General features: G+C 48.9%; 13 protein-coding genes. 5 read left to right on the top strand and 8 right to left on the bottom strand.

Translation table 11 applies throughout. The features are described 5' to 3' along the window. Positions 1-123: 123 nt before the first annotated feature. Positions 124-1,491 (bottom strand): DUF3300 domain-containing protein, encoded by a 1,368-nt coding sequence (locus tag B5M13_RS13695; RefSeq protein WP_080056211.1) that lies wholly within the window; start codon positions 1,489-1,491, stop codon positions 124-126. A 395-nt stretch (positions 1,492-1,886) separates the two neighbouring features. Between B5M13_RS13695 and B5M13_RS13690 the strand changes: the two genes are divergently transcribed. Further along, the gene (locus B5M13_RS13690) at positions 1,887-2,774 is read left to right on the top strand and encodes a serine hydrolase domain-containing protein (protein WP_080056209.1); all 888 of its coding nucleotides are present in this window, start codon (positions 1,887-1,889) and stop codon (positions 2,772-2,774) included. 76 nt (positions 2,775-2,850) lie between these two features. Here the strand turns inward: B5M13_RS13690 and B5M13_RS13685 are convergent, their stop codons facing one another. Further along, positions 2,851-3,702, bottom strand: a complete 852-nt coding sequence (locus tag B5M13_RS13685) for a CvfB family protein (protein WP_080056208.1) — start codon at positions 3,700-3,702, stop codon at positions 2,851-2,853. A gap of 305 nt (positions 3,703-4,007) precedes the next feature. Between B5M13_RS13685 and B5M13_RS13680 the strand changes: the two genes are divergently transcribed. The 4 genes from B5M13_RS13680 (at position 4,008) to B5M13_RS13665 (ending at position 7,881) form a co-directional block, all read left to right on the top strand. Continuing rightward, positions 4,008-4,826 (top strand): lytic transglycosylase domain-containing protein, encoded by an 819-nt coding sequence (locus tag B5M13_RS13680; protein ID WP_170061128.1) that lies wholly within the window; start codon positions 4,008-4,010, stop codon positions 4,824-4,826. Between the two features lie 261 nt (positions 4,827-5,087). Then, positions 5,088-5,900: an MlaE family ABC transporter permease gene (locus B5M13_RS13675; protein WP_080056206.1), complete on the top strand. Its 813-nt coding sequence runs from the start codon at positions 5,088-5,090 to the stop codon at positions 5,898-5,900. 94 nt (positions 5,901-5,994) lie between these two features. Beyond that, positions 5,995-6,753 (top strand): ABC transporter ATP-binding protein, encoded by a 759-nt coding sequence (locus tag B5M13_RS13670; protein ID WP_080056205.1) that lies wholly within the window; start codon positions 5,995-5,997, stop codon positions 6,751-6,753. Between the two features lie 96 nt (positions 6,754-6,849). Further along, on the top strand, positions 6,850-7,881 hold the full coding sequence (locus tag B5M13_RS13665; protein ID WP_080056204.1) for an MlaD family protein: 1,032 nt from the start codon (positions 6,850-6,852) through the stop codon (positions 7,879-7,881). A gap of 92 nt (positions 7,882-7,973) precedes the next feature. Here the strand turns inward: B5M13_RS13665 and B5M13_RS13660 are convergent, their stop codons facing one another. The 6 genes from B5M13_RS13660 to B5M13_RS13635 form a co-directional block, all read right to left on the bottom strand. Next, positions 7,974-8,690: a GIN domain-containing protein gene (locus B5M13_RS13660; protein ID WP_080056203.1), complete on the bottom strand. Its 717-nt coding sequence runs from the start codon at positions 8,688-8,690 to the stop codon at positions 7,974-7,976. Positions 8,691-8,901: 211 nt separating this feature from the next. Then, a complete protein-coding gene (locus tag B5M13_RS13655) occupies positions 8,902-10,743 on the bottom strand; it encodes an STN and carboxypeptidase regulatory-like domain-containing protein (RefSeq protein WP_080056202.1) in 1,842 nt (613 codons plus the stop codon). A 56-nt stretch (positions 10,744-10,799) separates the two neighbouring features. Beyond that, positions 10,800-11,894 carry a FecR family protein gene (locus tag B5M13_RS13650; protein WP_080056200.1) on the bottom strand — a complete coding sequence of 365 codons (1,095 nt, stop codon included), beginning with the start codon at positions 11,892-11,894 and terminating at the stop codon, positions 10,800-10,802. 3 nt (positions 11,895-11,897) lie between these two features. After that, the gene (locus tag B5M13_RS13645) at positions 11,898-12,569 is read right to left on the bottom strand and encodes an RNA polymerase sigma-70 factor (protein ID WP_317047008.1); all 672 of its coding nucleotides are present in this window, start codon (positions 12,567-12,569) and stop codon (positions 11,898-11,900) included. Between the two features lie 243 nt (positions 12,570-12,812). Further along, positions 12,813-13,325, bottom strand: coding sequence for an HPP family protein (locus B5M13_RS13640; protein WP_080056197.1), 513 nt, complete (start codon positions 13,323-13,325; stop codon positions 12,813-12,815). An 11-nt stretch (positions 13,326-13,336) separates the two neighbouring features. Then, positions 13,337-14,338 (bottom strand): sulfite exporter TauE/SafE family protein, encoded by a 1,002-nt coding sequence (locus B5M13_RS13635; protein WP_080056196.1) that lies wholly within the window; start codon positions 14,336-14,338, stop codon positions 13,337-13,339. Positions 14,339-14,369 lie beyond the last annotated feature (31 nt).

Here is a 14,369-nt window from a genome sequence, read left to right as displayed (position 1 = left end):
AATTAGAAAAACTTCTCTACCAACTTGCCAGAAAGGATGGTATTCAATTACAGAAAGCTGTGGATTGATGCAACCAATATGTTCACATCAATCCACAGCTTTCTGTAATTGAATACCGCTTTGCTAACGACGGCCACCGTGGAAACCGCCAAAGCCACCATGGAAGCCTCCACCACTAAATCCACCACCTCCAAACGACCGGGATGCACCACCCCAAGCCTGCGAGTGGTATGTATTGGCGTTAGCGCCCTGATAACGGCCAGGCGATGCTACCCGCGCTGAACCTGCATTGTTCCCATTAACCGACCGGCTGTACTGGCCAGGATTGGTCAGCCAATTGGCACGGGCGTTGGGTATGCCAGACCCAAAGGCACGATGGGCAGCCGACATAAACCCGGCATTGGCCGGTGCCCAGACATGTCGTTCGCCAATGGTACGGACATAGTAATTATTGAAACGGTTATACAAATGCGGGTAGGCGTATCGGCCTGTGGTAAAGAACCAGTTTGAGAAGCCCAGCGACGGTAAACCGAACATGACCATGTTGCCACCAAGTCCAAAATAGAAGCCTGTTCCATACCACCAGGCCGATGGATACCAGAGTGGCGATGCGTACCAGTAAGGATACCCAAACCAGAATGGATAGGGGTTCTGATAATAATACGAGCTATTCACCCAGGCAGGGTTAGGATTGATACCCGTATTGTACCCATTGGCCTGTGCATAGGCCTGTCCAGCCTGTTGCAATTCCTGTTTAGCCTGCGGGTCGTTATTCAGCTCATTCTGATAGGCAGCCAGTTCCTGCTGGTTCTGTACGGATAAACTATCGTGCAAAGCCGTCAAATCTCTGGTAACCTGATCAGGATTAGCGCGATACGCTTCGCCCAGAAGGGTCGTTTTATCGATCTGGTCAGTCAGTTGAGTCAGCACGTCCGGCATGTTGATCAATTGCCGGAAGGCATTCTGCGTTGGAATATCCAGTGGGTTGATCAGGTTATCGAATGCCAGGTCGGCCTGTTGATTCAGATTATCAACCTGCACCAGATCATCGTGATGATGGCGATACAGTTTCCAGGCGGTTTCCTGCAAATCAGCGGGTAAGTTTTTCGTCAGGTCTTTCACCGACGATTCGCTGGTTCCGGCAGGCAGGGTTGCCAGCGCGTGCATCACATCCGGAAACCGGGCGATGTCGTAAAACCAGGCCTGTTTCTTCTGTCCATAGGTCTGAATCCGATTCACAAAGGTCTGTTCACTGTTGGCCCGTTGCTGAGCCAGCGCTGTCAGTACCTGAGGTTGCTGACTGACCAGTAGAATAGATCGACGAACATCGTCGCGGTACGGGGCAATGGCAGAGATAATCGTTTGGTCGGTTACAGGAGCCGATTGCTGTTCAGGTTCGGTTACTTGCGCAAAGGAGGGGTGTAAACCAGCCCCGGCTAATCCAATGGCAAGCAACAACGCTTTGGCGGGGAGTTGAATGAACGCTTTCATGACTGCTAATGAAGGCATTAACTGTCTTCTGTTTCAAATACAATTTGTTGTATTCACGGTCGGTAGTTGAGCCCAATTCCGGCGAAAATCCAGTTGGAATTCAGCCGTCAATGGGACCTCTTGCCGACCATACAAAAAACGTCAGGCAGCCTGAAGCAGGCTTAAAGTGAAGGTTAATGTTTGGTTAAAAATGGCACTTACTGATCGTTAAAATTAGGCCAGGAATTAGCTAGAGATATCCGCAAATGAACGAATGCTGTCCAATTCTGGGCAGTACAACTAAAATTCAAATAAAATCAAAACACTGAAAATCAAGCACATAGCAATAAAAACAGGCTATTGGCAAGTCATTTTTTCTACAAAAGTTGAATTAATAATTTACCATTATTGAACTTATGCAACCTCATCAATTACAATCAAGTTACTGGTTGTTTACTTTACAAAACGGGTTCGGGATTGCTTGTTTTACACTTCTAATCAGTTTACTGTTCATCTATCAATTGCCTACGGTGGCTCAACCGACGACTCAGCGTTTGGATAGCCTCTTTACCGGCTTACAGAACGAACAGCGCCTGAATGGCAATGTCTTGCTTGCTGAACAAGGCAAAATTGTTTACCAGAAATCGTTTGGGTTTGCCCGCGTGAACGATAAATTACTCAATCGAAATGAAACCCGTTTTCAACTGGCGTCTATTGGAAAAACGTTTACAGCCGTTGCTATTTTACAACTCTACGAGCAAGGCAAGATCAAGCTTGATGACCCGCTGATCAACTATCTTCCTGATTTTCCATTCACCACAATTACCATTCGGCAACTACTCTCCCACACATTCGGGTTAGCCGACCTGCAAATTTTTGAACCCTATTTTCTTGAAAATCCAAAGCGAATCCTGACGAACGCGGATGTTATACCCGCTCTTAAGCGATTTGGCAAACTTCAATTCGAACCGGGCGAGCGTTGGGAAGGAGGCCCCGACTATGGAGCGGCACGCTTTCTCATAGCCAAAGCAGATACAACTCAGTATTCGTTTTCACCGGCAGAGCTGGATTATGCCGGTCGTCAATTTCTGCTACATGGTGATACGAATCAGGCTTTGGAGACGCTTAAACTTCTAACATTCACCGAACCTCAGGCATGGCAACCCTATAACAGTTACGCCGAAATTTTACAACAAAGTGGCAAGAGAGCAGAAGCTATTCTTATGTATCAAAAGTCGCTGCGTTTGAATGCTGATAACAATCGACTTAAACAGGTCCTTAATGAGCTTCTAAATAAAAAATAGACAACCGCCTGATCAACGAGTAGTTACGCAAACGATGATGACTTCCAACCAGCAAAAAAACCTTCAGAAAAGCATACTAAACCAGCCGTATTCCTTTCTCTTCGAGCACGATTTTTCGTTCGCGATAAAGGGTTCCGATGGCTTTTTTGAAGGTTTTTTTGCTCATTTCAAGCGCTTTATAAATCTCCTCGGGTGGGCTATTATCGGTCAGCGGCAGAAACCCGTTCTCGACTTTCAGGAGCGTCAGGATGCGCTGGGCATTGGGCTCTACGTTCTCAAAACCAGCCTTTTGTAAGCTTACATCGACCAGGCCATCGTCGCGAATGTTTTTGATGTAGCCAATAAGCGGATCTCCCGGTTGTACGGTTCGGAAAATTTCATTGGCGTAAATCAGCCCCTTGTAGCGGTTGTTAATGATAACGTTTACACCCAGATCTGTGGTTTCGTAGGCCAGTAACTGCACTTCGTCGCCCTCCTGTAATTCACTGACATCCGGGTCCAGAAACCGGCTTACCTTGCTCGATGCCACCAATCGGTTGGTACGCCGGTCCAGGTACATGAACACCACATACCACTCCCCAATCTGCATGGGTCGGGCCTGTTCGCGATGGGGCACGAGCAGGTCTTTTTCCAGCCCCCAGTCCAGAAAGGCCCCGGCACTGGTTATCGAAACCACCTGCAATGTGGCAAACTCATTACGCTGGATGGCGGGAGTTAAGGTTGTAGCTATGGGACGATCTTCGGAGTCGGTGTACACAAATACATCGATATTATCGTCAATTTCCAGTGTTTCAGGCACGTATTTGTTAGGCAGGAGAATATCATTGTTAAAATCCTGCGTTTTCCGATCCGACAGGTCCCCAAGAAAAAACCCGACACTGGTTTGCCGAAGCGCCGTCAACGTATTTATTCGTCCGATTTCAATCATAAGTCGCTACCTACCTCCTCATTCATCGAGCAACGGGTAAGGCAGCCGAAAGTTAGGAATTTTTAACAGGGCCATCACCCTTTTTTCTGCCAAACGGTTCAACTTTATACGTCAGTACGATTTTATTGGGAAGCCACTGACTGCCAGTAGCTTTCGTCGGCAACACCTTGAAAAATCCTATTTTACCAATACGTCGTTTCCTATATATGATTGATTATCAAGGCACTAAATCAAACCCACAATCGTTATCACTCATTACCATCCTGAATTTAGTCTTGTTAAAGCGTCTTGGATTTTCAGTTTTAATGGCCGCGTTTCGCCCGGCTGTTGCGATTGCCGCGAAATTTATTCCTATGAATGCGAACCCCGTTTCGCTCCTGTCCAAAGCTACTGTTGTGGCCAAATCCGATGCTACGGCATCGCGTCATTTTCGACCGACAGCAGAAACGTTCTTAAACCCGGCACTGGCTAACGCCCCTGACCTGCCCTTACTTGATGTAAATTTTTGCGGAGAATGCTTACCACTCGATCAGTCGGATGTGGTGGATCGGTGGAAGCACGTCTTTACGTTGTTCCGTTCCCATGCCAGCGACCTGGGTAACTTACAACAACGTGCCGACTCGTTTTTCCCAATCATCGACCCAATTCTGGCGAAGTATGACATTCCTGACGATTTCCGCTACATTCCCCTGGCCGAAAGTGCACTCCGACCCAGGGCGGTTTCGCGGGTTGGTGCGGCTGGTTACTGGCAACTCATGCCGGGCACAGCCCGTGACCTGGGTCTGAAAGTAGGCAAACGGGTCGATGAACGATTCAATGTCCAGAAAGCAACCGATGCTGCCTGTCGGTACTTACGAGCCCTTTATTCCCAATTGGGTTCCTGGTCGCTGGTAGCGGCTGCGTATAATGCGGGACCGGGCCTAATCAAAAATCAGCTCAAACGGTACGCACACCGGGATTACTACCGAATGAACCTGCCTCGCGAAACCCGGTACTACCTCTACCGGGTGTTGCTTTATAAAGAAGTTATGTCGCGCCCCAATGACTACTCCTCGTTTCTGTCACCAGCCCCCCAGACAGCCTACCGGGCCTGGCAACCCATTGGCTTTCAACAGGCAGCCTAATTCGTTTCTATAAACTTTCTGGAATTGATCAGTCGAAGCGCAACAGGTTGTTGCGCTTCGACTACTTTTGCCAAAATAAAACCACGGCTCAACAAATCAGTTATATGGGTATACGTAATCCTAAGTTTCTGATCAGCCCGCTTTGAGTTGTCAGATTTGGTAGGGTTCTCCTGATTCTTTGGATTCTGAAGGCGTCAACAGAAACATCAGATCCCTTTGAGTCAGATACCTTTGGCATAAACCTAATTTTCCACCAGTTGAATGCAATCGGACGCCAATAAATCCCAAAAGGCTACTGGCCGGCCTGTCACTACACGAAAGTTAGACCAGCTTTTTTTGAATCTGGGCGATGTGGCCGCTTTCATTGGGCGCTTCTTTAGGGAAGTGTTTGTTCCCCCCTATGAATTTAAGGAGATTATCCGCCAATGCTACGAAGTTGGTTATCGATCGCTCCTGCTGATTTCAACCACCGGTTTCATCACGGGCATGGTATTTACCAATCAGTCGCGACCATCGCTGTCGGAGTTTGGCGCTACCTCCTGGCTCCCCTCGCTCATTGCCATTGCCGTTGTTCGGGCCCTGGGCCCACTGGTAACCGCTTTGATTGCCGCCGGTAAAGTTGGTTCAAGCATCGGTGCCGAAATCGGTTCGATGAACGTTACCGAACAAATCGATGCTATGGAAGTGTCGGGAACGAATCCATTCAAATTTCTGGTCGTAAGCCGTGTGTTAGCTACCTCGTTTACCATTCCGCTGCTCACGATGTATACCGTTTTCGTGGCGTTGATCGGGGCCTTTCTCAATGTAAATGCCAACGAGCAAACGAGTTTTACGTCCTACATTCAGGAGGTTTTTGGGGCCATAACCTACCTCGACATTTTTTCGTCGGTCATCAAATCCATTGTGTTTGGCTTCACCATCGGCATGGTTGGCTGCTATAAAGGGTATCACTCTTCCAAAGGAACCGAAGGAGTCGGTAAAGCGGCCAACTCGTCGGTAGTAACCGCCATGTTCCTGGTATTTATTGAAGAATTACTCTCTCTACAAATCGTATCCGCCATTCGGGGCAGTTAAACAATTTAGAATGATTGAATGATAGAATGATTGAATTAATAATGGGCGACAGCTATTCAATCATTCTATCATTCAATCATTCAATCATTAAACTATGAGCGAAAAGAAAAATGAACCCGTTATTGTAATCGAAGGATTGAAAAAGTCCTTTGGCAGTTTGCACGTGCTGCGTGGGGTTGATTTAGAGGTGAATAAAGGTGAAAACGTGGTGGTACTGGGCCGTTCGGGAACGGGCAAATCGGTTCTGATCAAAATTATGGTAGGCCTGCTTAAACCTGATGCCGGGAAAGTAATTATTCTGGGTGAGGATGTGGAAACCTTACGTGGTAAAGAACTGGATGAGTTTCGCCAGAAGGTAGGGTTTTCGTTCCAGAGCAGTGCCCTTTACGACAGCATGAGCATCCGCGAAAACCTGGAATTTCCGCTCGTACGAAACGTTCGAAACCTGAGTCGTGGAGAAATTGATAAAGCCGTCAAAAAAGCGCTGGACGATGTCGGCCTGTCACAAACCATCGACCAGATGCCCGCCGAACTGTCAGGTGGGCAGCGGAAACGGATTGGCATTGCCCGCACACTGATTCTGAAGCCGGAGGTAATGCTGTATGACGAGCCAACGGCTGGGCTGGACCCGATCACCAGCGTGGAAATCAACAACCTGATCAACGACGTGCAGGAGCGGCTCGGTGCTACCTCCATCATTATCACCCACGATCTGACCTGCGCTAAAACTACCGGCGACCGAATAGCGATGCTGCTGGATGGCAAATTTGCGCGCGTGGGAACCTTCGATGAGGTATTTGCCGACAAAGACGAACGCATACAGCAATTTTACGATTACAAATTTGTGGATTGAGGTTAATGATTGAAGAATTTAAACATTTTACGGGCTTCACCGATTACACTAATTGCATATACTACACCACTTTCACTGACTCCACTTATACTAGAAATGAGTACTGAATCGACAAAACGCTCCGTGGTCGTAGGCATATTCGTCCTACTGGGCATTATTATTCTGATCGCGGGAATATTTGTACTGGGTGGCCAGCAAAAGCGCTTCACCAGTACCATTCGGCTTATTGCACTTTTTAAAGACGTTGGCGGCCTGAAAAACGGGAATAACGTCTGGTTCTCCGGTGTCAAAATTGGTACAGTTAAACGGATCAGCTTCGTGAGCAATTCTCAGGTAGAGGTCGACATGAATATTGAGGAAAGCTCCAAGCAATTCATTCGTAAAGATGCTTCGGCCTCTATTAGCTCCGACGGGCTGATCGGGAATAAAATCGTTGTGATTGCCGGCGGTACAACACGCCAGCCCGAAGTTGAAGATGGGGATCGCCTAAAAACTACCGAGGCCCTGAGTTCCGATCAAATCATGGCGACCTTGCAGGAGAACAACAACAACCTCCTGAAAGTGACCAATGACTTTAAAGAACTGGTTGGTAATCTAAGGCGAGGAAAAGGTACTGTAGGGGCTGTTCTGACTGACTCGATCGTTGCCGACAATTTCAAGCGGGCTATGGTCAATCTGGAAAAAGCGTCCGACAATACCGTTCGAGTGACGGGCTCAGTGGCGCAGTTTGCTGCAAAACTGAATACGAAAGGAACCCTGGCTAACGAATTAGTGACTGATACAACGGTATTTCGACGCCTGAGCCGGGCCGCCACCCGATTCGAATCGACGGTAACTGCTGCCGACCAAAGTGTGGCTACTTTACGGCAAACATCGATCAACCTGAATCGGGCATCGGATAAGCTGAACAATACCAACAGCCCGCTTGGTATCCTGCTGACCGACAAGGAGACAGCAACCAATCTACAGGTAACGCTGCGCAACTTAAGTAAAGGTACGGAGCTACTGAATGAAGACCTGAAAGCCGCCCAGAGTAATTTTCTGTTGCGTGGCTTCTTCAAGAAGAAAGCCAAAGCCGAAGCGAAACAGAAAGCGGATAGCACAGCGGCTGCTAGTCCGAAGCCATAATAATATACTCTTACCTCTAAAAAGCCCGAAGGGGACTCAGATTCGATCTAAGTCCCCTTCGGGCTTTTTAGAGGTAAGAGTGACGTATAAAACTATAACTCGTTCTGTACAGTACTGGCTCCACTCACTCGTTGAGCAACTGCGGGTTTGCCACGATAACGAACAGCGCTGGCTCCACTGACCTCAACGACCAGACTGCTGTTTACACTTACGTTCGCTTTACTGGCTCCCGACAGTTCCAGTCCAGCATTATCGACGGGGTAATCGAACGCCTGTAAGCTCGAAGCACCGGACAAATCAGCCGTCAGGAACGTCCCTTTGCCAGTCATCCGCAATACCGAAGCGCCGGATAGATTGATCGTTGGCCGGGAGGCCTGTATATTAAACTGGCCTTCAGAAGCGCCCGATAACGTAACATCGAACCCATCCAGATTTGTAAAGCCCGTTACCGTTGACCGAACGGCGCCCGAAAAATCTACTCCACGCAGACTGGGCATCGTAATTCGGAACGTGGTAGCGTATTGGCGATTTCGGGCTACGCGATACTGCGCTTTGAGTATACCATTGCGCGTATACACCTCCAGGTCATCCAGATTTCGTCGGTCGCCTTCCACCGATATGCTATAATCGGTTCCCTGCTGAACCATAATAACAAAAGCACTTCCCATATCCAGTCGATCAAAATTGGTGAGTGCGTAGCTTTGCTGAGCCATCTGGTAAGATCCAACATCTTCCCGAATTAAGGAGCAGCCAGATAAAGAAAGAGCGATGGTAACGAGCGAAATACCTAAGAATTTTGTGCGTGTCATAATCTACTTGTCGATTTACAGATTTTGGAGCTATTCAGGTTGTATTCATAGCTCATTTAGCATCATGACAGTCATACATGCCTCTCCCCCTATGTGACGACAAAAAAATTTTCACTTCCCCAACTCCCTCTCTTGTTAATAAGAGAAGGGTTACTTGCGCAGCCATCACTTTTGTATAGATACACGCTGTTATAGGCCCTGAATCCATCTGTCAAAAGAACCGTAAGCCAACCTGCAAGCCAAGCCAACCCCAATGACGCGCATTACTGTACGCATCGGCACGGTCAGAAACTAACAGGATTTCGGGTTGTAGTAGCGGGATAGGTCGGTCGTCGGTACTGAAATACCAGTTGGCCGATGGCCCGAATGCCAATGCGATGTGGTTACTCAATCGAGTTTCAATCAGGGTGTTCAGTCGAATGTGGTTGTTCCAGCCGCGTGGATACGTTCCGTCGAAATAGAACAAGTGCTGATCAATGAGTTCGAGGTTGAATAAGGTGGCTCTCGACAACCGAAAGGCGGTTCCTAAACCATAGCCAGCACTAAGTCGGGGACTACCTACCCGGTCGAAACTGTGCCCGGCGGTCAGTATGTTGTACAATCGCTGCACGCCCGTTCGTAGGGTTACATTCAACAGATTGACCTCATTAGCCGCTAGTTCAATACGTTTGTATCCGCCTTTTCGGACAAAACTCAGGAGACCAACAGGCACGCTGCCCGCTGTATCGGCCAGATTGATCAACCCAATCTGAGGGCCTTTGGTTACTCGGTGAGCTACGTTCAGAATACCACTGATCTGTGAACCACGCACATCGCCACGGGCTACGTTGATTAAGCCAGCCAGTTGCAAGCCATTGACCGAACGACCCGCTACATTAATCAATCCGGCAATCTGAGCACCCTGAACTTCCTGATTAGCATAGTTGATCAACCCGGCCACCTGCGCTCCCATTACCGAACGCCCGGCCGTATTGACCAGACCACCCAACTGGGCACCTTTTACATAGTGATTCGAATAGTTGATAAGCCCCCCTGCCTGAACACCATCGATATGCCCCCCAACGATATTGGCTAAACCAGCGGCCTGAAACCCATCGACGTCGGTTCGAACCAGGTTCATCAAGCCTCCAACCTCAAACGCCCGAACCCCAAACGAATAGCCCATGAGCACGTTGACCGAAAAGCGGTTGCTGATACGTCCGCTCAAACGCCCATTAGTACCAAAAAATGGAACAAACGACACCTGCCAATCGCGGTAAAGCGTGTCACGGCTCAGGTTTATATCGTGGATGGCCTGTTGTGCCGATACAAATAGTTTCGAAATCCCAGACCACCCTTTATCGATAACGGACTGTGGTTGCCGGGCCGTTGAATCGACCATTGGCGCAGGTGCTTCGACCGCTACGGAGGCCAAGGGTGGCTCTACCGAACGCACCGTATCTTCGCTTACACGAATCGGTAAAGTTTGAATCGACGATGAGGCCGTAGGAGGCAAAGGGGTCATGCGGATGTTAACCGCGTGCGAAGTCCGGGATCGAATCAGTACCGTTTCGCCCAGGTAATCCTGTTTACGAACGTCCAGCCGCGCATTGGCCAGCTTTGTCGGTAGCTGTAGTTTGTAATACCCAAATGGATTGCTGACCGTAGATGCCAGCGTAGTTTTTTCGAAAATACTGGCTTTGGCAATCCGTTCGCCGGTTTGTTCGTCCAGAATATAGCCATCCAGTAGAAAACTCTTCGGGGTCGACTCAGACGGATCGGCACGGGCCAGAATGACGTGGTTTCCGCGTGATTTAAACGAAACCCGGTTCATAAATACACGGCTCAGCACTTCCCGAACGGGTGTGTTCGTGAGTCGTAGCGTGACCGTTGTAGTACCATCGATACGGGTGGGGTCGTATGAGAATTCAAACCGGCCAGCCCGGCTGATCTGACGAAGGGCATTGTCAAGCGTTGCATTGCGAATATCCACCGAAATGACCCGATCCAGTGGGGGTATCGACTGAGCCGACAGGCGGAGGCTAATAACGAAGCAAAGGAGAAAATAACGCATTGGATTTACTAACAGTGGTTTTACGACAAGACAGCCATCTAGTCGCTTACCCCTATTTATCGGCATCCGGCACCGTCTAAAATTATTGATTTTCCTTCGTGGCGAACCTGTAAACCAAGGGTTTCAGCCGTTACAGCTACCACTTCATCCAGCGACATTTTATCGAAACGGGTTTTCAGACGGCAGTTGTCCAGCCGGGCATTGGCTAGTTGCACATCCGAATTGTAGAACTGATTAATGGTCTGTACTACGCTGGCCAACGGCTCATTATCGAATACTAGCAGGCCGGTCTTGTAGGCAAAGGCATTGGGGGCTAGCTGTGCTGCCCGACGAATAGTATCGGTCTCCTCATCAAACGTAGCCTGCTGATCTTTTGTCAGCAAGACGGCTTTGCGGCCACTCGAAAATCGCACTTTACCCGTTTGAACGGCTACACTGACATTGTTATCATAAGCCCGAACATTGAACGATGTACCCAGCACCTGCACGACCGTCGGACGGGCCTGAATACGGAACGGTCGGTTTGGGTCGGGGGTTACATCAAAAAATGCTTCGCCATTCAGGGTTACATCACGTTGTTCATCAGCAAAAGCGGCCGGATAAGTCAGGATGGAGTGTCGATTCAGTACAATCCGAGAGCCATCGGGCAGTGTTTTTCGAAGTTGTCGATCGCCCGTAACCAGCGTTACTGTATGAATAGCCGGATTGTCGTGACCCATGTACCGAAACTGATACACCAGCCAGCCCAGGCTCACCACCAATGCCAACACTGCCGCCACCCGATAGCCAGTCTGCCGCCAAAGACTATCCGGCTCTGTTACCTGATTAGACAGCGACTTGATTGCCGACCCGGTTCCGGCACGCCCATCAATGATCTGCATTCGTTGCTGAACCGATTTCCAGGCCGCGTCGGTATCCACATCCGGTTGCTCGAGGTCTGTCATTGTTCGGCCTTTCTTCGACGCACGTTGCCCTTGTTTAGCAGCATTCCAGATGCGTTCAAACTTGGCAAAATCGTCGTGCGTAGGTTCGGAGATACCCGCATTGCGGCTAACAAGCCATTGCCGTACCCGCGCCGATTCAGCCGGATCCGTTTCACCGGCCAGAAACTTGCCCAGTAAGGCATCGTCGATAGGTTGTTGATCGGCCATGGCTTAGATAAAATGAAGAGTGGACAATGAAGAATGAAAAATGGTTAGTAAGGATACCATATCCGCTTCGCTCAACTCGCTACCAGGATTCAGTATCCACTGTCCATTATTTATTCCAAGCGCCAGAACGACGGGCAAATACTCACTCAATTCAGCCCGTAAGATACGCAGGGCTTTGCCAATCTGATTCTCAACGGTTTTAATTGATATGCCTAATTGCTCTGCAATTTCCCCATACCGAAGCTCTTCGTACCGACTTAGGGTGAACACAAGTCGGCATTGTTCGGGTAATTTCTGAATTGCCCGTTGAATCTGGTGGGCCAATTCCTCACCAATTACCCGCTGAGCAGGCGATTCAGCCGTCTCTTCACCGATATGATGGATATAGTCCCGGTGCTCATCACGAACGGCTGCATGCTTGAGTCGATTCAGGCAACGATTATGAACCGATCGATACAGGTACGATTTGAGCGATACGGAAATGAGTAGTCCTTCGCGTTTTTCCCAAATAGCCAGAAACATGGCCTGTACTTCCTCTTCAGCTTCGTCAGGATCGGGGAGTAACTGACGGGCATATCGGCACAGCGACGCATAATGCTGCCTGAAAACAGCCTCAAAGTCGCGTTCGCTACCCGACCGGATAGCCGTAATGACATCCTGCTCGGTTGGTGGCACTGGTGTAGTATGATAAATGACAGGAGACTGCAAAGCTACCATTTTCGGCAAACATCCGGTTGTTCCACCTTATGACAGTTAGTAGCCGGTCGACCCCTACGCCATTTTAAAATAATTTTTCTGCAAAAACACGATAGACATAGTTTCCGTCATTACCCCTCCATCGCACAGACAAAAAGGGTAACACCAGCAGGATATGTAGCCTGGGGCAAGATAAGCGTAGTCCAGTACGGTTGCCCCTGATCATTGATTTTCGGCGGTGGCCAGGTAGGTTGAATAGGCAGTAAGCTTCGATTCGGTTACGCCCCTTGGATTAGCCTGAGCAGATGGATACAGTTGACTCAGCCACCACTGAGCGGCATAGTGAAACCCGACCATCGCCACTACAAACAAAACCATGAATAAATACTCCTGAAATGGATGGGCGGCTCTAGCCAGTAGAAATAACATAGCTATGGCAGGTGGATGAATCGACGAAACGGCAGCCATCAGGCTAACAGCCAGTATAGTCATGGCCATCAATCCGAATAGATTATTTCCAAAAAATACGTACTGGAACAAACCCAGATGCCCCACCAGTATATAAGCAACCAAAACCGTACGAGGCTGTGCAAAAACGCCCTTGGGATTGGCTGCCAACAGTATACAACTAGCCGCCAGCGGGGGAACCAATGAGAAATGGTGCACCGCTAGGGCGACCAGAAACAGAATTTCAATCCCCAGAATGTATAACGCCCAACGAATAGCGGTTTGCATAATGAGGGCGTTTAGGAATTCAACGAGGCATAAGACGAGGGTTTAGCCGACTGCTCAGACCGAAGCGTTGACAGCCACCAGAAAAACAAAAACCCACCTACAACCGTACCGAAGCTGATCAACACCACAACCGTTGGAGGACGTAGGGCGATCAATGCACCGATATATTGAACCACAGTGGTGATGTACAGGAATTTAGCGATGGCTTCCCGCGTCAGAAAATTAATAATGTAGGCACCCAGCGGTGCCATTAGAATCGCTACCGGAATCGCACACATCCAATACTGAAAAGTCATCGGCTGAAAATCCTGCAATACGAACACATGCAGCAAAAAGCCAATGATGGTATGGATGGTCATGATTATGATGGACGTAGGGGTAGCGATTTTCTCACTGGTTGAATAGTAGAGGGTAAACAGGCAAAAGGTGAAAATATTGATCCCATCACCAAAAATGGCCGTGATGATACCGCCAATGAACGCAAATACCAGAATGCGAGCTAGATCGACTGCCTTCAACGGGCCTAATCCCTTGGTCGTGACTCGATCCGTTTTGCGGTTCGCCAGATACAGGGCAAACGCAAAGCTTAGCCATAGCGACACAAAGAAAATCTTTGTCATTGGGCCGCTAATCAGCGGTACAATGAAGAAAGCGCCAAACAACAGCCCTGGAATACCGCCAATGGCTACCGTACGAATAGCCCGCCAGTCGACCGGAATTTTCAGGCTGATAATCAACAGACTGGCAGATGTCATCCCAATACTCTGTATGGCAAATGAAAAGTTGCGGGCTACGGGCGGGGGTAGTTTGAGCAGCAGCGTAAACACCGGGAAGGCAACCGCTCCTCCCCCTTCCGATGTGGCTCCGGCGACAAATGATCCAAAAAACATAGTTATGGGCGCGGCCCAATGGTCGTTATAAAACGAAAAACCGTTTTGCGTAACCATGTAAACCAGCCAGATCGGCATCACAAGAGCAAAAAAGAGCAAGTATGCGGTGGGTAACCGTTTCATAAACGCGGCATTTTAGTAGTCCCTAAGCACT

Origin of the sequence: Spirosoma aerolatum, from assembly GCF_002056795.1 — a bacterium.
GTDB classification, from domain to species: domain Bacteria; phylum Bacteroidota; class Bacteroidia; order Cytophagales; family Spirosomataceae; genus Spirosoma; species Spirosoma aerolatum.
Note: the sequence above shows the minus strand (reverse complement) of the source record. Positions and strands in the feature narration are given on the sequence as shown.